22 protein-coding genes are annotated in these 22,876 nt (G+C 72.7%); 5 read left to right on the top strand and 17 right to left on the bottom strand.

Annotated elements, in window-relative coordinates; all coding sequences use genetic code 11:
* Nucleotides 1-129 precede the first annotated feature (129 nt).
* The 4 genes from ACZ6ZI_RS23030 to ACZ6ZI_RS23015 all read right to left on the bottom strand — a co-directional run bounded on the left by ACZ6ZI_RS23030 (nt 130) and on the right by ACZ6ZI_RS23015 (nt 4,230).
* Nucleotides 130-633 carry a tRNA adenosine deaminase-associated protein gene (locus ACZ6ZI_RS23030; protein ID WP_469523773.1) on the bottom strand — a complete coding sequence of 168 codons (504 nt, stop codon included), beginning with the start codon at nt 631-633 and terminating at the stop codon, nt 130-132.
* An 85-nt stretch (nt 634-718) separates the two neighbouring features.
* Nucleotides 719-1,420, bottom strand: coding sequence for a M24 family metallopeptidase (locus ACZ6ZI_RS23025; protein WP_469523771.1), 702 nt, complete (start codon nt 1,418-1,420; stop codon nt 719-721).
* 252 nt (nt 1,421-1,672) lie between these two features.
* The gene (locus ACZ6ZI_RS23020) at nt 1,673-2,596 is read right to left on the bottom strand and encodes a diacylglycerol kinase (RefSeq protein WP_469523769.1); all 924 of its coding nucleotides are present in this window, start codon (nt 2,594-2,596) and stop codon (nt 1,673-1,675) included.
* On the bottom strand, nt 2,593-4,230 hold the full coding sequence (locus ACZ6ZI_RS23015; RefSeq protein WP_469523768.1) for an FAD-binding oxidoreductase: 1,638 nt from the start codon (nt 4,228-4,230) through the stop codon (nt 2,593-2,595). The genes ACZ6ZI_RS23020 and ACZ6ZI_RS23015 overlap by 4 nt, the downstream gene beginning before the upstream one ends.
* A 20-nt stretch (nt 4,231-4,250) precedes the next feature.
* Here ACZ6ZI_RS23015 and ACZ6ZI_RS23010 point away from each other — a divergent pair, with 20 nt between their 5' ends.
* The 3 genes from ACZ6ZI_RS23010 to ACZ6ZI_RS23000 all read left to right on the top strand — a co-directional run bounded on the left by ACZ6ZI_RS23010 (nt 4,251) and on the right by ACZ6ZI_RS23000 (nt 6,929).
* A complete protein-coding gene (locus ACZ6ZI_RS23010; RefSeq protein WP_469523766.1) occupies nt 4,251-4,850 on the top strand; it encodes a TetR/AcrR family transcriptional regulator in 600 nt (199 codons plus the stop codon).
* On the top strand, nt 4,847-6,394 hold the full coding sequence (locus ACZ6ZI_RS23005; RefSeq protein WP_469523765.1) for a glycerol-3-phosphate dehydrogenase/oxidase: 1,548 nt from the start codon (nt 4,847-4,849) through the stop codon (nt 6,392-6,394). The genes ACZ6ZI_RS23010 and ACZ6ZI_RS23005 overlap by 4 nt, the downstream gene beginning before the upstream one ends.
* A gap of 184 nt (nt 6,395-6,578) precedes the next feature.
* A complete protein-coding gene (locus tag ACZ6ZI_RS23000) occupies nt 6,579-6,929 on the top strand; it encodes a hypothetical protein (RefSeq protein WP_469523763.1) in 351 nt (116 codons plus the stop codon).
* A 55-nt stretch (nt 6,930-6,984) separates the two neighbouring features.
* Here the strand turns inward: ACZ6ZI_RS23000 and ACZ6ZI_RS22995 are convergent, their stop codons facing one another.
* From ACZ6ZI_RS22995 to ACZ6ZI_RS22965, 7 genes are all read right to left on the bottom strand, one after another.
* Complete coding sequence (locus ACZ6ZI_RS22995) at nt 6,985-7,719, bottom strand: dienelactone hydrolase family protein (protein ID WP_469523762.1); 735 nt, start codon at nt 7,717-7,719, stop codon at nt 6,985-6,987.
* 215 nt (nt 7,720-7,934) lie between these two features.
* Nucleotides 7,935-9,098, bottom strand: a complete 1,164-nt coding sequence (locus ACZ6ZI_RS22990; RefSeq protein ID WP_469523760.1) for an oxygenase MpaB family protein — start codon at nt 9,096-9,098, stop codon at nt 7,935-7,937.
* A 53-nt stretch (nt 9,099-9,151) separates the two neighbouring features.
* Entirely contained in the window at nt 9,152-10,204 is a 1,053-nt protein-coding gene (locus tag ACZ6ZI_RS22985) for a polyprenyl synthetase family protein (protein WP_469523759.1), read from the bottom strand.
* Nucleotides 10,197-10,475, bottom strand: coding sequence for a polyprenyl synthetase (locus tag ACZ6ZI_RS22980; RefSeq protein WP_469523757.1), 279 nt, complete (start codon nt 10,473-10,475; stop codon nt 10,197-10,199). The genes ACZ6ZI_RS22985 and ACZ6ZI_RS22980 overlap by 8 nt, the downstream gene beginning before the upstream one ends.
* A 172-nt stretch (nt 10,476-10,647) precedes the next feature.
* Nucleotides 10,648-11,043, bottom strand: a complete 396-nt coding sequence (locus ACZ6ZI_RS22975) for a YciI family protein (protein WP_469523756.1) — start codon at nt 11,041-11,043, stop codon at nt 10,648-10,650.
* Between the two features lie 177 nt (nt 11,044-11,220).
* A complete protein-coding gene (locus ACZ6ZI_RS22970; RefSeq protein WP_469523754.1) occupies nt 11,221-11,631 on the bottom strand; it encodes a VOC family protein in 411 nt (136 codons plus the stop codon).
* A 77-nt stretch (nt 11,632-11,708) separates the two neighbouring features.
* Nucleotides 11,709-12,476 carry an NPP1 family protein gene (locus ACZ6ZI_RS22965; RefSeq protein WP_469523753.1) on the bottom strand — a complete coding sequence of 256 codons (768 nt, stop codon included), beginning with the start codon at nt 12,474-12,476 and terminating at the stop codon, nt 11,709-11,711.
* A gap of 323 nt (nt 12,477-12,799) precedes the next feature.
* Here ACZ6ZI_RS22965 and ACZ6ZI_RS22960 point away from each other — a divergent pair, with 323 nt between their 5' ends.
* Nucleotides 12,800-13,114 (top strand): hypothetical protein, encoded by a 315-nt coding sequence (locus tag ACZ6ZI_RS22960; RefSeq protein WP_469523751.1) that lies wholly within the window; start codon nt 12,800-12,802, stop codon nt 13,112-13,114.
* A 49-nt stretch (nt 13,115-13,163) separates the two neighbouring features.
* On the opposite strand, the gene ACZ6ZI_RS22955 is transcribed toward ACZ6ZI_RS22960, so the two are convergent.
* The 4 genes from ACZ6ZI_RS22955 to ACZ6ZI_RS22940 all read right to left on the bottom strand — a co-directional run bounded on the left by ACZ6ZI_RS22955 (nt 13,164) and on the right by ACZ6ZI_RS22940 (nt 18,072).
* The gene (locus tag ACZ6ZI_RS22955; RefSeq protein ID WP_469523750.1) at nt 13,164-14,591 is read right to left on the bottom strand and encodes a GH1 family beta-glucosidase; all 1,428 of its coding nucleotides are present in this window, start codon (nt 14,589-14,591) and stop codon (nt 13,164-13,166) included.
* A 174-nt stretch (nt 14,592-14,765) separates the two neighbouring features.
* A complete protein-coding gene (locus ACZ6ZI_RS22950) occupies nt 14,766-15,620 on the bottom strand; it encodes a carbohydrate ABC transporter permease (protein ID WP_469523748.1) in 855 nt (284 codons plus the stop codon).
* Nucleotides 15,617-16,618: a carbohydrate ABC transporter permease gene (locus ACZ6ZI_RS22945; protein ID WP_469523747.1), complete on the bottom strand. Its 1,002-nt coding sequence runs from the start codon at nt 16,616-16,618 to the stop codon at nt 15,617-15,619. Before ACZ6ZI_RS22945 ends, ACZ6ZI_RS22950 begins: the two co-directional genes overlap by 4 nt.
* A 113-nt stretch (nt 16,619-16,731) precedes the next feature.
* On the bottom strand, nt 16,732-18,072 hold the full coding sequence (locus tag ACZ6ZI_RS22940; protein WP_469523745.1) for an ABC transporter substrate-binding protein: 1,341 nt from the start codon (nt 18,070-18,072) through the stop codon (nt 16,732-16,734).
* A gap of 241 nt (nt 18,073-18,313) precedes the next feature.
* On the opposite strand from ACZ6ZI_RS22940, the gene ACZ6ZI_RS22935 reads away from it, so the two are divergent.
* Nucleotides 18,314-21,094, top strand: coding sequence for a glycosyl hydrolase (locus tag ACZ6ZI_RS22935; RefSeq protein WP_469523743.1), 2,781 nt, complete (start codon nt 18,314-18,316; stop codon nt 21,092-21,094).
* Nucleotides 21,095-21,200: 106 nt separating this feature from the next.
* Here the strand turns inward: ACZ6ZI_RS22935 and ACZ6ZI_RS22930 are convergent, their stop codons facing one another.
* Both ACZ6ZI_RS22930 and ACZ6ZI_RS22925 read right to left on the bottom strand, forming a co-directional pair.
* The gene (locus tag ACZ6ZI_RS22930; RefSeq protein WP_469523741.1) at nt 21,201-22,238 is read right to left on the bottom strand and encodes a LacI family DNA-binding transcriptional regulator; all 1,038 of its coding nucleotides are present in this window, start codon (nt 22,236-22,238) and stop codon (nt 21,201-21,203) included.
* Nucleotides 22,239-22,503: 265 nt separating this feature from the next.
* Nucleotides 22,504-22,860 (bottom strand): winged helix-turn-helix transcriptional regulator, encoded by a 357-nt coding sequence (locus ACZ6ZI_RS22925; RefSeq protein ID WP_469523739.1) that lies wholly within the window; start codon nt 22,858-22,860, stop codon nt 22,504-22,506.
* Nucleotides 22,861-22,876: the final 16 nt, after the last annotated feature.

Below are 22,876 nucleotides of genomic sequence, written 5' to 3'. Positions count from 1 at the left end.
CGCTGGGCTGGGGCCCCTCACACCGCCCCCACAAACCCCGCCCCGGGCGCCCCCCCGGGCCCCCCCGCCCCCGGGGGGGGGGCGGGGGGGGGGGGGGCCCCCGCGGGGGGCCCCCCCCCGCCCGGCCCGCTACCGCCGCAGGCGGTCGAACTCCGCGGCGAATCCGCACCGGTCCGCGACGGCGCGCAGTTGGTCGTCCGGTACGGCGTTCGGCCGGGCCAGGACGGCCTCCATGGCCTCGGCCGTGAGCCCCAGGTCGGCGAGGATCCCCGGATCCCCGGCCGGGCGCGGGCCGGATGCTCCCTCTCCGGGTGCTTCCTCTCCGGCTGCGTCCGATCCGGGCGGGGTCATGCCCAGGGCGTCCAGGGCCTGGGCCGCGAGCGTGTGCCGGTGCGCGGCGCGCGCGTCCGAGAGCAGCAGGGCGGTTCCGCCCGGCCCGGAGCGCAGGATCAGGAAGAAGGACTCGTCCGCGTTGAAGAACCCGAACACCGCCCCCGAGGCCCCCACGGCACGGACCGCGGCGATCGCCTCGTCGAGCCCGGTGAGGGCGGTGCGGTCCAGCCGGGTGCACCGCCAGGCGCCGTCCCGGCGCTCCACGGTGATCGCGTATCGATGGTTCCTGTGTACTGTCACGGCCCCAGTGGTGCCCCGCTGGCCCGCCCGGTAGCCGCTCCCGGCCCCGGCGTGGTCCGCACGGACCAACGGCCGGTCGGGCGCGTCAGGTGAGGTCGAGCAGTTCCGTGTGCACCGCCGCCCGGCCGTGGTGTTCGTCGACGAGGTGGACCTGGAGGATCCAGTGGGCCCGGCCCCCCTCCTCCAGGGTCCGGCGCAGGGGCCGGTCGTTGTCCGGGCCGATGAGGAGCTCCGGTCGCGTCGCCCGCGCACGCGGGGCGGGCGCGGTGCCGGTCAGCCGACCGCAGTGCCGGGCGCCCAGGCTCCGGCCGACCCGGGCCGCCAGGGCGCGGACCTCCGCGTACAGTTCGCGGCCGGTGAGGGAGTCGTCGGCCCGGAAGGCGTCCCGGGCGCCGGCGGCCACGACGGCCAGGTCGTGGACGAGGCGCCGGCGCGCGGGACCGTCGCCGAGGGCCACGGTCCGGGCGAAGCCCGTCTCGTACGGGGCCAACAGCGACTCGAAGTCCAGCACGACCAAGTCCTGCCCGCCGATGACCCGTTCCGGACAGGTCCCGCCCACCACGGTGTTCGGCCAGGACCGTACGAACCGACGGCCGACCCGGCCCGCCCGTGCGCCGAACACCTCGCGGGCGATCAGGGCGATCCGGTTGTCGACCTCCTCCTCGCTGCGTCCCGGCCTGATCACCTGAGTGGCGATCACCCGCGCGAACAGGCGCTGCGCCATGCGCTGACCTTCCAGCAGGTGCAGGGCGCGCAGGCCCGCGTCCATCCGGTCCAACGTCGACATCGTGTGCGTCCTTGCTGTGAGCCCGTGCCCGCGCCGCCCGCGGCGGTGGCGGGGTGGTGTTCGATCGGCGCCGAGGGAGGAGCCCTGACGACCCGGCCGAACCTAACAGCGCCCGCCCGTGCGACATCACCGGTTGATCATCCAGGGCTCGGCCGAAACCGGACGCCCGCACTGGTCCGTCGTACGAGGCCCGGTGGGCCCGCGCCGCGCTCCCGGGACGCCCGGACGCGGGTCCACGTCCGGGCGGCCGGATCAGTCCGGGACCAGCAGCGACAAGGAGCGCGGCACCACGCGGATCTCGGCCGGCAGCGGACCCACGTGGTCCCCGTCCGCGTACACGTTGATCCCCGGGCTCTCCACGCGCAGCGACGTCGTGCGGCGCGTGGTCACCTCGCTCCTGCGGACGTGCCCGCCCGTGAAGACGGTGGGGAAGAACCGCACGAGCCTGGCGCGCGGCATGGCGTCCACGAGCGTCAGGTCGAGCAGCCCGTCGCAGGGGTCCGCGTCCGGACAGATGAGCATGCCCCCGCCGTAGCTCCGCGAGTTGCCCACCGACGCCAGCGCCAGGTCGCGCGCGATCACCTCCCGTCCACCGTCGAGCACGAGCCGGAACGGCAGGGGGCGCAGCCCGGCCAGTTCCCGCAGCATGGCGATGTTGTACCGCGCGCGCCCGCGCGGTCGGCGCATCCGGTTGGCCCGGTCGCTCACCAGGGAGTCGAAGCCGATGGCCAGGACCGAGACGAAGTACCGGCTCGTCCCGTCGGCCGTCTCCACGAGACCCGTGTCCACGCGCAGCGTCCGGCCGGCCGCGACGACCTCCGCCGCGGCGCCCGGGTTCCCCCGGGGGAGGCCGTACTGCCGCGCGACGTCGTTGCCCGTCCCGGCGGGTACGACGCCGAGCGGCACGTCCGTGCCGGCGAGCGCCTGGACGGCCAGGGCCGCCATCCCGTCGCCGCCGACCACCACGAGCGCGTCGACGCCCCGGTCGACGGCCGCACGGGCCCGGCGCAGGGCGTCCCGCGGATCCGTGCCCGCCTCGACGTGCGTGCGTACGCCGAGTTCGCGCAGCCGTGCCACCGCCGTCCCGGCGACCCCGGCGGCGCGGCCGGAGCCCGCCGCCGGGTTCGTCAGCACCAGTACGTCCTTCACCGGGCGCCGCGTCGGCTCCGGTCTCACGGGATGAGCTTTCCCGGGTTGAGGATGCCGGCCGGATCCACGGCGCCCTTGACGGCGCGCAGTACCGCCGCGCCCAGGTCGCCGATCTCCTCGCGCATCCACGGCTTGTGGTCCGTGCCCACCGCGTGGTGGTGGGTGATGGTGCCGCCGTGGGCGAGGATCGCGTCGCCGGCGGCGGTCTTGACGCTCCGCCACTGCTCGACGGCGTCCCCGCGCTGGGCGCCGAGCACGGTGAAGTACAGCGAGGCGCCGGTCGCGTACACGTGCGAGATGTGGCACATGACCAGGGAGGTGGAGCCCGTCGCCCGCAGGGCCGTCTGGAGCGCGGAGGTCACGGCCGTCCGCAGGTCCTCCAGGTTCGACCAGCTGGTCGCGGTCTCCAACGTCTCGCACAGCGCGCCGCCGTCCAGCAGGGCGTCGCGCAGGTACGGGGCGCCGAACCGGCCGTGTTCCCAGGCGCGGGCCGGCTCCTCGCCCAGCGAGGTGCCCCCGGCCTCCGTCAGGACGGCGCGGGTCAGCTCCTGCCGGGCCGCGGTCGCCGCCTCGGACCCCTCGAAGACGGTGACCGCGAGACAGCCGGACACCGCCTGGGGCGCGCCGATCTTCGCCGTCATCGCCAGGTTGACCCCCGTCTCGGTCTCGTCCGACAGGCGCAGCACGGTGGGTCCGGTGCCCTGCTGGGCGACCGCGCGCAGCGCGGCGGCGCCGGTGGCGAAGTCCGGGAAGCTCCACGCCTCGTAGCGCTTGACGTCGGGCAGCGGGTGCACCCGCACCCTGACCCGGGTGATCACCCCCAGCGTGCCCTCCGAGCCCAGGAACACCTGGCGCAGGTCCGGCCCGGCGGCCGAGGCGGGCCCGCGACCGAGGTCGAGGACGCCGGAGGGGGTGATCACCCGCAGCCCCTGGACCATGTCGTCGAAGCGGCCGTGGCCGGCGGAGTCCTGCCCCGAGGACCGGGTCGCCGCGAACCCGCCGATCGTGGCGAAGCGGAAGCTCTGCGGGTAGTGGCCCAGTTCGAAGCCGCGTGCCGCGAGGAGTTCCTCGGCGCGCGGGCCCGTCACGCCCGCGCCGAGTTCGGCCTCTCCGGACACCTCGTCCAGGGAGTGCAGGACGTCGAAACGCCGCAGGTCCAGGGAGACGACCGCGGCGAACTCCCCGCGCACCGGGTCGAGTCCGCCGACGACGCTCGTACCGCCGCCGAACGGCACCACCGCGATGCGCTGGCGGGTGCAGAAGGTGAGCAGCTCGGCGATCTCCCCCTCGCTGCCCGGCACCACCACACCGTCCGGGGCGTCCTGCGGCTCCGAGGAGCGTCGCCGCAGCAGGTCGGGCGTGGACTTCCCGCCCGCACGGGGCAGCCGGTCGCCGTCCAGGGTGGACACGTGCTCCTCGCCGACGATCCCGGCGAGCCCCCGCAGGTGCACCCCGCTCAGGCGCGAGGGCGTGAGGCGGACGTCCCCGGCGGCGATCGGGGCGGCGTCCGAGGGGGATATCTCCAGGAGTCCGCGGACCAGCGCCGCGATCTCGTCGGTCAGGGGCTTGGCGAGCGCCGGGTCGCCCCAGGCGTTCCAGGCCATCGGAGGCAGCGGAAGGGTCGAGGCACCGCCCGGCGGCAGGTGAGGTTCCGTAGACATGCGTTACAGTTTTCCACATCATGTCAATGCGTAACGCTGATGCCGCCGCATCTCCCCGAACCGGAGACCGCAGTCTCGACGACCGGATCCTCGACGCCGCCGCCGAACTGGTCGCGGTGCTGGGCGGTCGCGTCCAGCTCACCGAGATCGCACGGCGCGCGGGCGTCAGCCGCCCCACCGTCTACCGGCGCTGGCCGGACGTCCGCGCCCTCGTCGGCTCCCTGCTGACCCGCGAGATCCTCGACACCGTCGCCCGCACGCCGCGCGCCTCGGACGACCGCGAGGGCCTCGTCCGGTGGATCGTCGAGATCGCCGTCCAGATGCGCGACCACCGCGTGCTCGGCGCCCTCTTCCAGGGCGACGCCGACCTGATCTCCGAGTACGTCGTCCAGCGGCTCGGCACCAGCCAGCGCGACCTGATCGACCAGCTCAGCGGCCTGCTGGCCGCCGCCCAACAGGACGGCACGGTGCGCGCCGGGGAACCCCTGGAACTCTCCGCCATGGTGCTGCTCATCACCCAGTCCACGGTCCAGTCGCACCGCATGGTCGCCGAGCTGCTGCCCGAGACCGCGTGGCGTCGCGAACTGGCGATCGCACTGAACGGATACCTGAAACCATGAACCGACGCTCCCCGACCGCCCTGGACTCCGCCCGCCGCACCGCCGACCTCGAAGCCCTCGCCGGCGGCGCCGGCGTGGACGTGCTCGTCATCGGTGGGGGAGTGACCGGTACCGGCGTGGCCCTGGACGCCGCATCGCGCGGACTGCGCACCGTCCTCGTCGAGGCCAACGACCTCGCCTTCGGCACCAGCCGCTGGAGCTCCAAACTCGTCCACGGAGGCCTGCGCTACCTCGCCTCCGGCCGGATCGGCGTCGCCCACGAGAGCGCCGTCGAACGCGGCGTCCTCATGACCCGCACCGCACCGCACCTCATCCGCGCCCTGCCGCAGATGGTCCCCCTCCTGCCGTCCGTCTCCCGCGGCGCGGCGCTGCTGGTCCGCACGGGCTTCACGGCCGGAGACGCCCTGCGGATGGCCGCGCGCACCCCGGCGGCCCTGCTGCCCCGCGCCCGACGCGTCGGCCCCGCCGAGGCGGCCCGCCTGGTGCCCGCCGTCCGCACCCAGGGCCTGCGCGGCGCCCTCGTCGCCCACGACGGCCAACTCGTCGACGACGCCCGCCTCGTCACCGCACTCGCCCGCACCGCCGCCGGACACGGCGCCCGCGTCCTGACGCGCGTCCGCGCCGGCCGGGTCACCGGCTCCTCCGCCGTCCTCACGGACACCCTGACCGGCACCGACATCGAGGTCACGGCACGCGCCGTGATCAACGCGACCGGCGTCTGGGCCGACCAGGTCGACGACTCCATACGGCTGCGTCCCAGCCGCGGCACCCACCTCGTCCTCGACGCGGCCACCCTCGGCCGGCCGCGCGGCGCGCTGACCGTACCGGTGCCCGGCACGACGAGCCGCTTCGTCTTCGCCCTGCCGCAGCAACTGGGGCGCGTCGTCCTGGGCCTGACCGACGAGGACGCCCCCGGGCCGGTCCCGGACGTCCCGGTGCCCACCGAGGAGGAGATCGACTTCCTCCTCGCCACCGTGAACACGGCCCTGGAACGCGACCTGACCCGCGCCGACGTCCTGGGCTCCTTCGCCGGACTGCGCCCCCTGCTCGACACGGGCGGCGGGGAGACCGCGGACCTCTCCCGCCGTCACGCCGTCCGCGAGGCCCCGTCGGGCACCATCACCGTCGTCGGCGGCAAGCTCACCACCTACCGCGCCATGGCCCAGGACGCCGTGGACCTGGCCTGCCGGATCCGGGACCTGCGAGCGGGCCCTTGCCGCACCCGCGACCTCCCGCTCGTCGGCGCCCCCGGCCACCCCGAGACGCCCACCGCCGTTCGCGCGGGCGTCCCCGCGCCCCTCCTCGCCCGCTACGGCGGCGAGGCCGGCGCCGTACTCGACACCGCCACGGTCTCGGATCCGCTCGGACGCATCGCCCCCCGCGTCAACGTCACCCGCGCCGAGATCGCCTACACGGTCACCCACGAGGGGGCCCTCGACGCCGACGACGTCTTGCACCGCCGCACCCGCATCGGCCTCGTCGACCGGGACGCGCGGGCCGCGCGCCCCGGCGTCGAGGACGTCCTCGCCCAACTCGGATCCTGACGCGCGAAGGCCCGGCCCCGCCCCGCCGGTACCACCGGTCGTGCGGAGCCGGGCCCTTGGCGACATCGGCAGAGCAAGCAGGCGGTTGCGGGGAGGGCCCGCCGAGGTGAAACTCGGTGCCTGTCCAGACCCTGGGCACCCGACCGATCATGCCCCGTGCGGTGTGTCAGCCAAGGAGAGCACCATGTCAACCGCGGACATCGCAGACGAGAAGGCCTGGTACGCGGTGCGCTGCGTGTTCCGGTGGGACGTCGTGGACGACACGACCTACGAGGAGCGCCTGACCCTCTGGCAGGCCGTCTCGATGTCCCAGGCCGCCGCCAGGGCGGAGGACGAGGCACGGACCTACGCGGGGGAGAACGGCCTGCGCTACCTGGAGCTGGCCCAGTGCTACCGCCTGGCCACCGGGGGGCGGCCGGGCGACGGAGACGAGGTCTTCTCCCTCCTGCGCGACAGCCCGCTCGACGAGGAGTCCTACCTGGACCGGTACTTCGACACCGGCGGCGAGCACCAGGGCACCGTCGCGGAGGGCTGACAGCCGCGCCGCGCCGCCCCGCCCCGACAGGACGGGACGGGGCGGCCTCCCGGCCCTACTTCAGGTGCCGGGCGAAGAACCGTGTCGCCGCCTCACCGGCGGACCGCGGGACGCCGGCATGACCGCCGAGATGGGCGTGCAGGGACTTGTCCCTCGAACCGAAGGCGTCGAACAGCTCCAGGGCCGCCTCCCGTTCGTTGCCCTCGTCGTCCCACTGCAGGAGCACGTGCAGGGGGATCGTGACCTGGCGGGCCTCCTCGAACACGGCGCGCGGTACGAGGCTGCCCGCGAACAGAACGGCGGCCGCGACGCGGGGCTCCACCGCCGCGAGGCGGACGCCGATGGAGATCACTCCCCCCGAGTAGCCGACCGGGCCGCCGATCCCGGGCAGGGCCAGGAGGGAGTCGAGGGCGGCCCGCCACTCCGGTACCGCCCGGTCGACGAGGGGCAGGACGAGGGCGTCGACGATCTCGGGGCCGACCGGCTCGCCCGCGTCCATCGCCCGCCGCATCGCAGCACGGGCCTGTTCGACGGCGGGCAGGCGGGGCCGGTCGCCGCTTCCGGGGAGCTCGATCGTGGCCGCGGCGAAGCCCTCCGCCGCGGCCTGCCCGGCCCGGTCCACCAAACGGGGGTACATCCGGCGCAGCCCGAGGGGCGGGTGGCCGAGCAGGATCAGGGGCGTCGGCCCGGACACTGAGGTGGGTGTCCACAGGATGCCGGGGATCTCGTCGAGGGTGAACTCGCGTTCGAGGATGCCGTCGTCGAGGTGTTGTTCGGAGGTGAAGCGCATGGTCGTGCCTTTCGGGAGTGCTCGTGAGACGGCGCTCCCGGACGACCTGTTCAGCGTCCGACCGTGACCCCTGAGGGGAGCACCCGTGTCGATACTGCGTTCACGGGTACCACCTCCTCGATCTCTCGCACGGCCTCCGGAAAACATAACAGCGGCCGCCGGGGCGTCCCAACGGTTTTCCGAGGGACGGGCGCCGGCGGCCGCCCGTACGGCCGTCAGGAGGACAGCGTCGGGGCGGGTGGAACCCAGCGGTGGGTGCGGGGCACCGTCGCGTCGACGTCGAACTCCTTCTTCAGCTGCTCCGGGATCGCGTAGTGCATGACGCGACCACGGGTGAGGGAGGACAGTTCGAGGACGGTCGTGAGGTGGCCGAGGCGGTCGAGCACCCAGGCGCCGAGCGGGGAGTGGTCCTCGATGCTCTCCAGGACGCCGAGGAGGTGCGGCACGGCCTTGACGACGGTGTCCCAGGGGGTGCGAGGCACCCGCAGCCAGTCCGCGCAGGTGTCGCCGACGAGATGGCGGATGAGCGCCGAGACGATCGGGTCGAAGAAGGTGCCCGGCACGATTTCCTCGTAGAGGTCGATGAGCTGCCGCGTCAGATGGGCGCCCTCCTCGGAGGGCGCCATGTGCCGGACCATGTACAGATCGAGGAACCGCCGCGCCTCCTCCAGTGACTTGGGGACGGCGTCCTGGTCGACGCCGAGCATCGCGCCGACCACGCGCCAGGCGTAGTAGTAGGCCTCGGCGCCCTCCGTGGACATGTGGATGCCCAGGCGGTGCAGGCTGTCCAGGACGAGCATCGAGAAGAACATCTGCCCGCCGATCATGTCCTCCTGACAGATCGGCGTGCCGAGTGCCCCGACGTCCCACCGGTTCTCGCGGACGAGGTGGTGGCGGATGGAGGCGTGCAGGAGGCGCACCTTCTGCGCGGCCGGGATGAAGCGGCTGCCCGCCTCGAAGGCGTCGGGCTGCATCAGGTAGACGGTGAACTGGCCGGTCTCCGCCATCCGCTTGGACGGGTACTTCAGTCCGTGGGTGGCCGACAGGAGCTTCGCCACGTGCGGGACGACGTAGCAGGCGGGCATGGAGGCGAAGGACAGGGCGGTGGAGATGTGCACGTTGTTGTCGATGAAGAAGAGTCGGGCCCGCTCCATCTCGCCCCAGTCCACCCACGCCGGCGGCGCACCCGTGACGTGCAGGTACTCCCGGGCCACCTCGGGCAGCCCGTCCGGCAAGGGGGCGCCGACGGTGGAGACGTACCGCATCAGGGTGTTGAACTTGCCCACCTCCCCCCGTTCGAAGAGCGTGGCCACGGTGGCGTCGGCGAGTTCGTCACCGGCCTGCCGCAGGGTGTCCATGGATGCCTCGGTGTAGGTCACGACGGGTCTCCTCGTACTTCGTCGGTCGTCGGTCGTCTGTGCCGGGCGGGGGGTCAGGCCCGCCGGATCGCGGCGGAGCCCGCCAGCGAGGTCAGGGCGGCCGTGGCGGGCGCGGGCACGTTCAGGGTCCCCAGCACCGCCAGCGCCTCGTCGACCCGCTCGCCGATCATCACCTCGATGCGGTCGGGGGCCTTCACCCCGCGCATCACCTCGCGGACCTCGGCCAGTCCCGCCTCGTCGAGGTCGCGGCGGCCGAGCAGCGCGGCGAGCCGCTCCCGCTCGCCCTCGTCCGCCAGGCGCCAGGTCTCGGCCAGCAGGGCGGTGGGCCGGTGACCGCGCACGTCGTCGGCATTGGCCTTGCCCGTGCGCACCGGGTCGCCGAACAGCCCGAGCAGATCGTCCCGCAGCTGGAACGCCTCCCCGAGCGGCAGCCCGTACGCGGAGCAGCCCTGACGGAGCCGGTCGCCGGCTCCCGCCAGGGCGGCGCCGATCAGCAGGGGCTGCTCGACGGTGTACTTGGCGGTCTTGTACCGGATCACCTTCAGCGACTCCGAGGTGTCCGGAGGTGTCCCCGTACGGAGGATCTCCAGGCACTCGCCCGCGATCAGTTCCCGGGCCATCACCGACCACAACGGGCGAGCCCGGGACAGATAGGCGGCCGGCAGGCCGCTGGTGGCGAACAACTGCCCGGCCAGCGACATCAGCAGATCGCCCACCAGCATCGCGAGCGAGCGGGCGGCCGCGTCGGCGTGCGATCGACGGCGCACGGCCTCGCGCAACGCGATGTGCGCCGTGGGGCGGCCGTGCCGGATGGGGCTGTCGTCGATGAGGTCGTCGTGCACCACCGCGGCGGCGTGCACCAGCTCCATCGAGGCCGCCGCCCGCACCAGCGCGTCGCTGTCGGGCTGCCCGGCCGCGCGCCAGCCCCAGTAGCAGAACGCCGCGCGCAACCGTTTGCCGTCGGCGACCGCGTCCTCCAACGCGCCGGCCACCGGACCGAGCAGAGGGTCGACGGCCGACAGCAGGTCGGCCTCGACGGCGACGAATTCCCGCAGCACCTCGTCGACGCGGGCCTTGAACGGGGCCGGCTCCCACCGATCAGACATGATCACCGGCGCGCCGGGCCAGAGCCTGCCGGGCGAGGACCTCCAGGTGGGCCGGCGGGGCGGCCGCGTACCGGTCCATCACCAGGCGCCCGCGCGCGAGCAGATCGCGCTCGGTGTCCGCCGCCAGCTCGGCCGTGTCCGAGCGGCGCAGCGCCCCCCACACGTACTCCAGGGCCGTGCCCACGGTGTTCACCGCCAGGTCGGCGAGTCCCACCGCCACCAGGACGGCCCGTTCCTCCGGGCCCCCGCGTCGTCCCGTGTTCCCTGTCATGGCCTCTCCTCACCCTGGGGCGCGGCCGGGCGGACGCCCGTGACCTGCCGCGCCTCCCAGGTTCGCAGCGCGCCCGACCCCCGGCCGGAGGAACTCACGATCGGGTGAACGGCCGTGGGCGGAGTGCGGCGCGCGGAGAGCGGAGTGCGGCGCGCCGCAAGGGCGGCCGGGCTCAGCCCTGCGTGGGGTCACCGGGGATCGGGTGCACCTCGACCGGGTCGTTGCCGGGCGTGCCGCCCGGGCCGGGGCACGCCGACGCCCGGGCGGCGATCTCCAGGGCCCGTTCCTCGCTCTTGACGTCGACCACCCAGTACCCGGCCAGGATGTGCCCGCCGGCCTGGCCGGGCCCCGCGGTCACCTGCGGCCGCCCGTCGCTGCCGGCCCGTACCGTCTTGACCAGGGAGGGGCCGCCCAGTCCCTGCCCGTCCACCCATTCCCCCGCGGCGGTCAGGTCCGCGTTGAGGGCGTTCATGTGGGCGAACATGGCCTCCATGTCGTCCTTGGAGAACGACGACATGACGGCGTCCCACTCCTCGACCGGCACGTTCATCTGGATCATGTACCTCATGTTCCTCACCCTTCCCGGGCTTCCGCCGGGGCCGGCTTTCGGCCCGTCGGAGAGGTAGACCGGCCGGGACCGCGAAACTCATCGGTGTGCGCCGACCCACCGCTTCGCCTCTCCTGGGGAAGTCTCGGGGACCGGCGGGGCCGAGGGGCGGATTACCCCGGTGCCAGGCGATTCGCCCTACAGTCGCAGGGGAGGTGCCTCCGCTTCGAGGACGAACGCGTGGCCGGCCGGATCGGCGTAGCGCCGTACGGTGGTCCGGCTGCCCGGTGCGGCCCCGTCGTCCCGGGCGGTCATCGGGCGGGCCCCGAGGGCCACGGCCTCGCGTTCGGCCTCGTCGAGGTCCCGCCCGTCGACCCGTATGAGCACGTGGGCCTGGTGGGAGCCCTCCGGAAGCGGCCAGGTCGGCGGTATGTGGGACGGGTCGCGGCGGATGCCGAGCGCCGCGCCCGCGGGGCCGGTGACGAGGAGGAGCTCCCCGTCTCCCGGCGCCGGCTCCACCGCCGCGCCGAGCAGGTCGGCGTAGAAGCGGGCCAGCAGCTCGGGCTCGGCGCTGTCGAGGACGAGAACGGTCGTCTTGGGTACGGTCATGCCCGCCGTCTGCCCTGTGTCGCGATCCGTACGCGCCGAGGCTCCGAGGCCCGGCCCGGCCGGGCCGGCCGGGCCCGTCAGGCGTTCGGGTCGAAGGCGATCCCCGCGGGCTTGGCCTTCGTCAGGTGGGAGGCGAAGGAGTCGTCGCGCAGGCCGAAGTGCGCGCTGCCGAAGTCGGCCGTGCTCAGCTTGTCCCGGAGGTTCGCGGGATAGCCGTCCCAGCCGACGAGCGTGGGGAACTGCCAGGTGCGGCGGTGGTTCTCCGGCGGCTCGTCGTTGTTGTTCGCCGCCCGGAAGCAGTGGGTGCCGATTCCGTCCTTGTGATAGACGATCTTCGGGTGGTTGCCGTCCCACCGGATCCGGTCCCGCGCGTGGACGACGAAGTCGCCGTGCGCCGAAGTCGACACGTACTCGGCCGTACCGTTCCTGGTCCACACCACCACGTGCTCCCAGTCGTGGCGGTGTCCGCCCAGGCTGACGCCGGCGAGGGCCTGGTCCTTCTCGAAGTAGAGGGCGTACAGGACCGCGCACCAGCCGTTGTTGCACTTGGCGCGGGAATAGCCGTTGGTGTTGTCGAGGTCCGAGGCGTCCCGGCAGTTCCCGTTGAGGGCGCCGGTGGGCTTCAACCCGCCGTTGAGTTCGCCGTTCACGCCGATCGCGGGCGTCGGGTAACACCCGTCGGTGTCGTAGTCGTAGGCCGGCTGGAACGTCGACTCCAGGGCGGAGGCGTTGCCCGCAAGGCCCGGGGGCGGCGCCGCGAAGGCCACCTGGGGGACGGCGACGACCAGCGCGAGGGCGGCTCCGACGACGGCCGCCGACTTCCGGCCGCGATGACTGGTCCGCATACGAGGTCTCCTGGAGTGTCGTGGCCGATGCGCGGGCCTGTGAACGCCCGCAGCATCATTGGCGAGCCGCGTCCACCACGGCAAGGGGCGTGCGGCATCGGATCCGTCACCTACGCGTGTCACCAACTCCCGCACGCCGCATACGCGTTGCCGACGGGCGGGAGCGCCCGGAAAGGCACCCTCGCGGAACCCTCCACGGTCTGCGTTGAACGTGTTCAGAAAATCTGACAGCATGGCGCGCGGAAAGGCCCGCCGGGCCGGGGCGAACGTGGATCCGTGCGCCTTCGGCCTGCCCGGCCACGAGACCCGGAGGTCGGTAACACATGATCGTCGCCCTGCTCATCTTCCTGTTCCTGGGTGTGGTGGTGGCCATCGGGCCGGGCCTGCTCATCGGGTACGCCTTCGTCGCGGTGAGCGGCGGACTGTCGCTCACCGCGAGGATCCCGCTGCTGGTTGCTCTGGCGTCGGCCACGGCGACGCTGTGGCTGGGCCTGGGGCAGACCGCCAACGTCCTGCTGCCGCTCGCCATGGTGCTGTCGTTCCTCGCGACCCTCGCCTCGGGGGCCCTGTTCCTCGGCATCGAAGCCCGCAAGCGGCGCGCGCCCTTCCACCCCGCGCCGGTGTGGCAGAACCGGTAGCCCGCCGTCCGGCGCTCGCCGCCCCGTTCCCGTACGAGGCGGGTCCCGCTCAGCTCCGCGCCAGCCCGTTTCGCGCGATGACCCCCGCGTACCATCGCGCGCTGTCCTTCACCGTCCGGCGCTGGGACGCGAAGTCCACGTGGACGATGCCGAAGCGCTTGCTGTACCCGTAGGCCCACTCGAAGTTGTCCAGCAGGCTCCACAGGAAGTAACCCCGTACGTCCACGCCGTCCTCGATGGCCCGGTGCACGGCCGTCAGGTGCGCGTCCAGGTACGCCACCCGCTCCGGGTCGTGGACCTGTCCCTCCGGGTCCGCGTAGTCGTCGTACGCCGCCCCGTTCTCCGTCACCAGGAGCGGCAGGCCCGGGAGTTCGTCGCGCAGTCGGGTCAGCAACTCGTACAGGCCGTTCGCGTCCACCGGCCAGTCCATCGCCGTGCGCGGGCCCGCCGCCGGGGTGAACTCCACATGCCGCTCGGCGCCCGCCCAGGGGGCCGGCGAGGCGGAGGAGCCGGCGGAGACCACGCTGGGGGAGTAGTAGTTGACGCCCAGCGAGTCGATGGGGGCGGACGTGACCTCCAGGTCACCGTCCCGGACGAACGACCAGTCCGTCACCCGCTTCGTGTCCTCGACCAGGTCCCGCGGCAGCCGCCCGTGGAAGACCGGGTCCAGGAAGATCCGGTTCGCCACCGCGTCGATGCGGCGCACCGCGTCCAGGTCCGCCGCCGTGTCCGTCAGCGGGCGCAGGGCGTGCAGGTTCAGGGTCAGGGAGATCTCGGCGGTGGAGGGGAGGCGGTCACGCAGGACGCGGACCGCGCCGCCGTGCGCCAGGTTGAAGTGGTGGGCCGCGCGCAGCGCGGCGAGGTCACTGGTGCGGCCGGGGGCGTGGACCCCGTTCCCGTACCCGAGGAACGCACCGCACCAGGGCTCGTTCAGCGTCGTCCAGGTGGCCACCCGGTCGCCCAACGCCCCGGCCACCAGGTCCGCGTAGTCCGCGAACCGGTGCGCGGTGTCGCGTTGCGGCCAGCCGCCCGCGTCCTCCAGCTCCTGGGGGAGGTCCCAGTGGTAGAGCGTCGCGACCGGCCTGATGCCGTTCGCCAGCAGCTCGTCCACCAGGCGGCGGTAGAAGTCCAGGCCGCACTCCACGGCCGGGCCCCGCCCCGTCGGCTGGACCCGGGGCCAGGAGACGGAGAAGCGGTAGTCCGTGACGCCGAGTTCCTTCATCAGCTTCACGTCGTCCGGCATCCGGTGCAGGTGGTCGGCGGCGATGTCACCGGTGTCACCGTTGCGGACCTTGCCGGGCGTACGGCTGAAGGTGTCCCAGATGGACGGCGTCCGGCCGTTCTCGGTGGCCGCCCCCTCGATCTGGTAGGCGGCGGTGGCGGTGCCCCAACGAAATCCCGTGGGGAAGCGCAGTCCGGTCCCGGTCTCGGGGCGGGTGCCCGTGGAGGTCGCGGGGCGGGCGTCGACAGCGGTCATGAGACGGACACTCCAGGAGGGTAGGGGGAATGGGGACGATCGGAGGGGCCCATGCGCCCCATGCGCCCGATGAGCCCATGGGGGTGCATGCGGGCGGTGCGGCCGATGGGTTGATCGGGCCGGTGGGGGCGATCGGGCCGGTGGCTCCATCGGCTCGGTCGTGGGGCGAGCGCGTCAGCCCTTCACCGCGCCCTGCATGATGCCGCCGACGATCTGCCGGCCCAGCAGGCCGAAGACGAGCAGCACCGGCAGCGTGCCGAGCAGGGTGCCGGCCATGATGACCGACTGGTCGTTGACGTAACCGCCGCCCAGCTGTCGCAGGGCGACCTGCACCGTCGGCTCCTGCGAGGACAGCGCGATGACCGGCCAGAAGAAGTCGTTCCACGCCGTCATGAACGTGAGCATCCCGAGCACCGCCATCCCCGGCCGCGCGATCGGGATCACGATCGACCAGAAGACGCGGGCCGTGGAGGCCCCGTCCACGCGGGCCGCCTCGATCAGCTCGTCCGGCAGCGACTGGACCAGGTACTGGCGCATGAAGAACACCCCGAACGCCGACACCAGACCCGGCAGGATCACCGCCTGGAGCTGGTTCACCCACTGGAGTTCGGCGATCAGCATGAACAACGGGATCACCCCGAGCTGCGGCGGGATCATCATCGTGCCGATCGTCAACGTCAGCAGAGCGCCCCGGCCCCGGAACCGCAGCTTGGCGAAGGCGAACCCGGCCAGCGTGCAGGAGAGCACCGTGCCCACGGTGATCGCCCCGGAGACGATCAGCGAGTTCAGCAGGGCCTTGCCGATGTCCGCCTCTTCGAGGACCGCCTCGAAGTTCTTCATCAGGTTCGGGCCGGGCAGCAGGCTCGGCGGCACCCGCGCCAGGTCCGCGTTGGACCGGCTGGCCGCGACGATCGTCCAGTAGAACGGGAACGCCGAGATCAGCAGCGCGAAGCCGAGGACGAGGTAGGCGAACCAGCCGCCCGCCATCGTCTTCCCGGCCCCGGACGACGGTCGGGCGAGCGCGGTCATCGGCCGGCCTCCTTGCGGGTGCGGCGGCGCGCGATCAGGGCGTTGACCCCGACGAGCAGCACGATCAGGACGAACATCACCCAGGCGATGGCCGCGGCCCGCCCCAGGTGGAAGAAGCCCCAGCCCTGTTCGTACATGTACAGGCCGAGGGTCTGGTACTGGTGCGAGATGCCGCCCGAGATCGACCCCTCGAACAACAGGGGTTCACCGAAGAGCTGGGTCGCGCCGATCGTCGAGACGATCACGGTGAAGACGATCGTCGGCCGCAGTCCGGGAAGGGTCACGTGGACGAACTGGCGCCATCGGGATGCCCCGTCCATCTCCGCGGCCTCGTACAGCTCGTGGGGGATCGACTGCATGCCCGCGAGGTAGATCAGCGCGTTGTAGCCGGTCCAGCGCCAGATCACGATCGTCGACACGGCGACCTGCGAGGCGACCGTGCCCGTCTGCCAGTCCACCGGGTCGAATCCGACGAGCCCGATCACGTAGTTGATCAGACCGAAGTCGCGGCCGAAGAGCTGCGCGAAGACGAGCGTGGCGGCGGCGACGGAGGTCGCGTAGGGGAGCAGGATCGCGGTCCGGATGAAGGTCCGGCCGCGCAGCTTGTAGTTGAGCAGGTGCGCCAGGCCCAGCGCCATCGCGAGCTGCGGGACGGTGGACAGCACACCGATGGTGAACGTGTTGCGCAGCGAGATCCAGAAGTACTCGTCGGCGAAGAGCGCGGTGTAGTTGGCGATGCCCCGCCACTCCATCTCGCCGCTCGTCTGGAGCTCGACGCGGTAGAGGGAGACGAACGCCGTGTAGAGGAGCGGGAAGAGGCCGAAGGCGAGGAACAGGGTGAAGAAGGGGGCGACGTAGGCGTACGGGGAGGCCTTGCGCCAGGTGCGCCGGAGAGCGGCTGCCGGACCGTCGCCCGGGGCGGCCCCGGGGGCGGGACCGGGTGCGGGACCGGCTTCGGCCCGGCCGGGCCCGGCCTTCGCGAGGGAGGTGGGGGACACGATGTGCGGCCCTTCGGGATCGGGACGGGAGGGGTGCGGGGCGGGGGCGGGGGCCCGGCCGTCCGGGAGGGGACGGCCGGTCGTGCGTGCGCGGCCGGCCGGGCGGACCGGTGTCAGCCGATCACGTTGGCCACGCCCTTCTTGGCCGTCTCCCACGCCGTTGCCGAGGGGACTCCCTTGCGCTCCACCTCGCTCAGCGCGTTCGTCAGCTGCTGCATCACGTTCTGGTCGTGCACGCCCAGCACCTGGACCGGGGAATCCTTGGCCGCGTCACCGAAGATCCTGCCGATCGGGGCGTCCGAGAAGTACGGGTCCGTGGCGTCCCCGATCTTCGCGATGGCGCCCGTCGAAGACGGGAAGTTGCCCTGCTTCCGGAAGACCTTCGCCTGCTGCTCGGGCGCGGTCAGCCACTCGATCAGCCGGTACGCCTCCTCCTTGTGCTTGGCCGCACGGGGGATCGCGAGGTACGAGCCGCCCCAGTTGCCCGCTCCGCCGGGGAGCTTGGCGACGTCCCACTTGCCCCGGCCCGCGTCGCCGGCCTGGCCCTTGACGTAGCCGAGCATCCACGCCGGGCAGGGGATCGTGGCGAACGAACCGGCGGCGAAGGCCTGGTTCCACTGCGGCGACCACTGGTCGAGCTTGGCGCTCAGGCCGGCCTCGGCCGCTTTCACGGAGGCGTCCCAGGCGGTCTTGACCGCCGGGTTGGTCTCGTAGACCAACGTGCCCGAGGCGTCGTAGTACCGCTCCTTCTCCTGACCGATCATGACCCCGTAGAGGGATCCGACGCTGTCCAGCCAGGCGCTCTGGGCGGGCGCCTTCCGCTTGTACTCCTTGCCCAGCTCCAGGTAGCCGTCCCACGTGGACCACCTCTTCGCGAGTTCCTCGCGGTCGGTGGGCAGGCCGGCCTCCTTGAAGAGGTCGGTGCGGTAGCACATGGCCTCGGGGCCCACGTCCGTGCCGAGGCCCAGGATCCTGCCGTCCTTCGTGGTCGCCGCCGACCACTTGGCCGCGGCGAACTGGTCCTTGAGCCGGTCCGCCCCGAACGCCTTGAGGTCCAGGAACCGGTCGGACTGCTGCTGGGTGACCGACGCGATCCGTCCCACCTCGACGCCCTGCACGTCCGCGAGGCCGCCGCCGCCGGAGATGCGGGTCTGGAGCGACTTCCAGTAATCCGCCTCGTCCTGGGTGTCGCTCTGCTTGATCGTCACGTTGGGGTGAAGTCGCTGGTACTCCTCGTAGAGCCCGGCCTCCTTGAAGCCGAAGGATCCGAAGAGGTCGACGGTGAGGGTGATCTTCCCGTCCCCGCCGGCGGAGGCGTCCGGCGAGGAGCCGGACCCGCAGCCGGCGAGGAGGGCCCCCGTGAGGACGACGGCGCCGAGGCGGACCGTGGCCCTCCCGACGGCTCGCGCGGTGGCTCTCGTGGCCGCTCTCGTGGTGGCTCGGGCGATGGGCATGGGAAGCCTCCCTTGACGTCGGGATGAACCGAGCGCCTTGAGAGCGCTCTCACTCAGTGCGCTTGGAGCGTCTCCCACCACCTGCTCCCCGTCAAGAGTCGAACGCATAACAGCCCGACGTTCGCGTCAACTGGGCTCGTTGTGGCCTCTCTTGACATCACGGTTTCAGGAGATTTACGTTCCTTGGCACTTGAGAGCGCTCTCGAACGCGCTCTTCCCCCCATGATCGAGGTGTTGTTTCGTGCGAGCCTCACCCTTCAGACCGGCCGCGGCGACGCTGCTTGCCATCGCCCTGGCCGCCGTCGGTCTGACGTCCGCCGCCACCCCCGCGGTCGCCGCCACCATCCCCGCCGGTTTGGGCAGTTACACCGACGTCCGACCCGCCGGTACGTCCGGCCCCACGACGAACACCGGCGCACCCGTCACCCCCAAGCTCACGGCGGCCGCCCGGGACAAGCCCGTCCCGACCAACGACTGGTGGACCTCGCTCGCCTACCAGCGCTACGGCGACAACCCGTACTCCACCCCCATGTACGGCCACCCCCTCACGTACCAGGCCAAGGCCTCCGGCCTGGAGGTCGGCTACCCGACCACGCCCGCGATCGTCGGTGACGGCCGGCAGTACGAGTACGCCCACAAGGCCGATCTCACCGTCGGCCTCACCGGCCTGAACTCCCCCGACACCAAGGCCGACGCCTGGTCGGACTGGACCGTCACCCCGTACTGGGCGGACGGCACCCGCACCTTCCGCGCCACCATCGGCCACGGCATGCCGTTCGTATACGCCAAGGGCTCCGGCGGCGACGCCCGCGTCACGACCGCCTCCGCGCCGACCGTCTTCGCGGACGACGGCAACGTCCTCGGCATCACGGTCGCCGGTCACCACTACGCCCTCTTCGCCCCGACCGGTGCCGACTGGAACGTGTCCGGCACCACCATCACCGCCGCGTTGGCGGGCAAGGACTACTTCTCGCTCGCCGTCCTGCCCTCCACGGACGCGCTGGCGACCTACCGCACGTACGCGTTCAGTTTCGTCACCGGCTCCAGAGTGGCCTGGCAGAGCGTCGGCGCCGACGTCCGGGCGACCTACACCCTGACCACCGAGGCCAAGGAGGGCACCGAACGCGGCACGCTCCAGGCCCTCTACCGCCACCAGTGGCTCCACACCACCGACGCGTTGACCCCGTACACGTACGTCTCACCGCGCGGCACGATGAAGGTGCGCGCTTCCGCCTCCTTCACCACCAGTCAGCGAAGCAGCGGAGTGGTGCCCGCCCTGCCCGCCTCGGACGGGATCGACCGGGCCCGCCTCGGCGCCTACCTCGACGAGGTCGCCCAGGCCTCCGACCCGTTCTCCGGGGCCTCCGACACCTACTGGACCGGCAAGGCGCTCGGCCGGCTCGCCCAACTGGTGCCCGTGGCCGACCAGATCGGCCGGACCGCGACCCGCGACAAACTCCTCGGCCTGATGAAGGGCCGGCTCCAGGAGTGGCTCACGGCGGGCGGGGCCAGTGGGTTCGCCTACGACCGGGACTGGAAGACCCTCACCGGCTATCCGGCCTCGTACGGCAGTGACACCGAACTCAACGACCACCACTTCCACTACGGCTACTACGTCTACGCGGCGGCGATCGTCGCCCAGTACGACCAGGCCTGGGCGGCGGACTCGGCCTGGGGCACGATGGTCAAGCACCTGATCCGCGACACGGCCAACCCGAGCCGCACCGACACCGCGTACCCCTTCCTGCGGGGCTTCGACGTGTACGCGGGCCACAGCTGGGCCTCCGGCCACCAGGGCTTCGCGGCGGGCAACAACCAGGAGTCCTCGTCGGAGTCCACCAACCTCAGCGCCGCGCTGGTGCTCTGGGGCGCGGCGACCGGCGACACCTCGCTGCGCGACCTCGGCAGCTACCTGCTGACGACCGAATCCGAGGCGATCACCCAGTACTGGTTCGACGCGAACGAACAGGTCTTCCCCGCGTCGTACCGCTACGGGACGGTCGGCATGGTCTGGGGGAGCGGCGCCGCCTACTCCACCTGGTGGACCGCCAACCCGGAGGAGATCCACGGGATCAACGTCCTTCCCGTGACCGGTGGCTCGCTGCACCTGGCCCGCGAGAAGGCCGCCATCACCCGGAACATCGCCGAGATGGAGCGCGAGAACGGCGGCCCCGCCCAGGAGTGGCGCGACCTGCTCTGGGAGTTCGAGGCGCTGGCCGCTCCGGCCTCGGCGAAGGCCAAGTGGGACGCGGTGAACGGGAACTACACCCCGGAACAGGGGGAGTCCAGGGCGCACACCTACCACTGGATCGGCACGCTCGACACCCTCGGCGCACCGGACACGACGGTCGGCGCGGACCTGCCCACCGCCGCTGTCTTCACCAGGAACGGCGTCCGTACCTACACCGCCCACAACCACGGTTCCACCGCCCGTACGGTGACCTTCACGGACGGCAGGACCCTCGCGGTCGCGGCCCGTTCGACGGCCACGGCCACCGGCCCCGGCGGCCAGGACCCCGACCCGCAGGAACCGGGCCCGTCCACCGGCAACACCTTCCGCCTCAAGACCGGCGGCGTCCTGACCACCGCCACCACGGACCCGGCCGGCGCGGACACCCTGGCCTCGGCCGACGGCGTCAACCGGGACGGCACCCCGTACCGGCCGACGGTCTACGAGGCGAGGCAGGTCAACGGCAAGCCCGCCGCCGGAGCCGCCACCGCCTTCCGCCTCAGGGTGGACGCGGGCACCAGGGTCGGGCTCGCCCCGCAGGTCCGGGTCAGCTACGACCTGACCGGTGACGGCACCTTCGACCGCACCGAGACCTTCCGCTACTTCGCGACCGACCCGCTCGCGGGCTGGGAGGAGTACACGCAGGCGGTCGGCGCGCAGGCCACCACCGGCAGCCTGGGCGAACTCAGGAACGGCACCGTCCGCCTGGAGGTCTGGAACGCCCTGGGCAACGGCACGTCCCAGCTCCAGACGGGCACGGACGCGGCGGTGCTGAGGATCCCGTACGTCTGACCCGGCTGCGCGATGGCGCGGCGGCGTGGTGGTGCGGCGGGTCCCGGGCTCCGCGGAGCGGGGCCCGCCGTACGCGTACGTCGGGAACCGGATCCGATATCCGGGCTCAGGCCGAGGCGCGCCGCACCAGCGTGGTCGGGGTGATCACCGAGTCCGGCGCCGCGCCGTTCCCGGTGCGGTCGAGGTTGCGCAGCAGCAGCCGTGCCATCAGCCGCCCCTGGCCCTCGATGTCCTGCCTGACGGTGGTCAGCGGCGGGTCGGTCTCCCTGGCCACCGGATCCATGTCGTCGAACCCGACCACCGCCACCTGCTCGGGCACCGCGATCCCACGCTCCCGCAGGATCCGCAGGGCCCCCGAGGCCATCAGATCGTTGGCGACGAACACCGCGTCCAGGTCGGGCCGGCGTTCCAGCAGCTCGGCCATCGCCCGCGCCCCGCTCTCCACGGTGAAGTCGCCCGCGGCGACGAGCGTGGGATCGGTGTCCACCAACACGTCCCGGTAGCCGTCGAAGCGGTCCATCGCCGAGGTCTGGTCGGACGGCCCGCCGATGTGGGCGATCCGCTCGCGCCCGAGGTCCCGCAGGTACTGCACGGCGACGCGGGCCCCGCCCCGGTTGTCGGCGTCGACGTACGGGACGGCCCGTTCGCCGGGGGCCGCCGTCCAGCCGGGCCGCCCCCCGAACACGGTCGGAATCCCCGCCCGCCGGGTGATCTCGGGCAGCGGGTCGTCGGTGTGCAGGGAGAAGGCGAGCGCGCCGTCCACGTGCCCGCCGGACAGGTACCGGGTGATCCGGCCGAAGTCCCCCGGCCCCTCCACCAGCAGCAGCACGAGCTGGGTGTCGTGGGCGGTCAACTCCTTGCTGACGCCCCGGATCTGCTGGGAGAAGAAGGGGTCCGAGAAGATCCGCACCTCCGGCTCCGCGATGATGACGGCCACCGCGCCCGTCCGCCGGGTCACCAGGGTCCGGGCCGCGTGGTTGGGGACGTAGCCGAGCTCGTCGACCGCCCGGAGCACCTTGTCGACCAGCGGTTTGCGGACCCCGTCGCCCCCGTTGACGACCCGCGAGGCGGTGGCCCGGGAGACCCCCGCGCGCGCCGCGACGGCCTCCAGGGTGGGGCGGGAACCGGGGGACTGCTCGGGCAAGGCGGTCGCTCCTCGTCGACGGGGGCGGCGACGCGCACGGTGGTGCGGACCTGTGCCGTCGCCGGATCCTCTACAGCTTAACGCCGCCACGGGCGCACTGAGAGCGCTTCCAACGGGCGCCCGCCCAGCTCGCCGCGGGCGCCCCACGCCGGCGCGAACGGCGGCCCCGACACCCACCTTTTTGTGGGTACTTGGCGGACGGACCCGTACGCGCCAAGGTGGGAGGTGTCGGGGGCCGCACGACACGCGAGGAGGAAACGACGGCTCAGGACGCGGCCCGGGAGCGCGAGCTTTCCAGCCGGTCCAGCCGACCGTGGCCCCACCGCGATACGGGGCCGAGCGCCTCGGACAGTTCACGCCCGTAGGCGGTCAGCGAGTACTCGGTCTTCGGCGGCCGGACCTCGAACACCTCCCGGTGCACGAGCTCGTCCTCCTCCATCTCGCGCAGCGCCTGCGTCATCACCTTCTCGCTCAGGCCCGGCAACATGCGGCGCAGCGCACCCGGGCGCATCGGACCGGACTCCAGCAGCCACAGCAGGGTGGTCTTCCATTTCCCGTCGATCACCGCGATCGCGGCGGTCACCCCGCACACGTTCGGGTCCTGTGCCCGGCCACGCGTCATCCCCCGACCCCTCTTC

Source organism: Streptomyces sp. NPDC103540 (assembly GCF_055584445.1).
The sequence above is the reverse complement of the archived record's forward strand: the minus strand, read 5'-3'. Positions and strand labels throughout refer to the sequence as shown.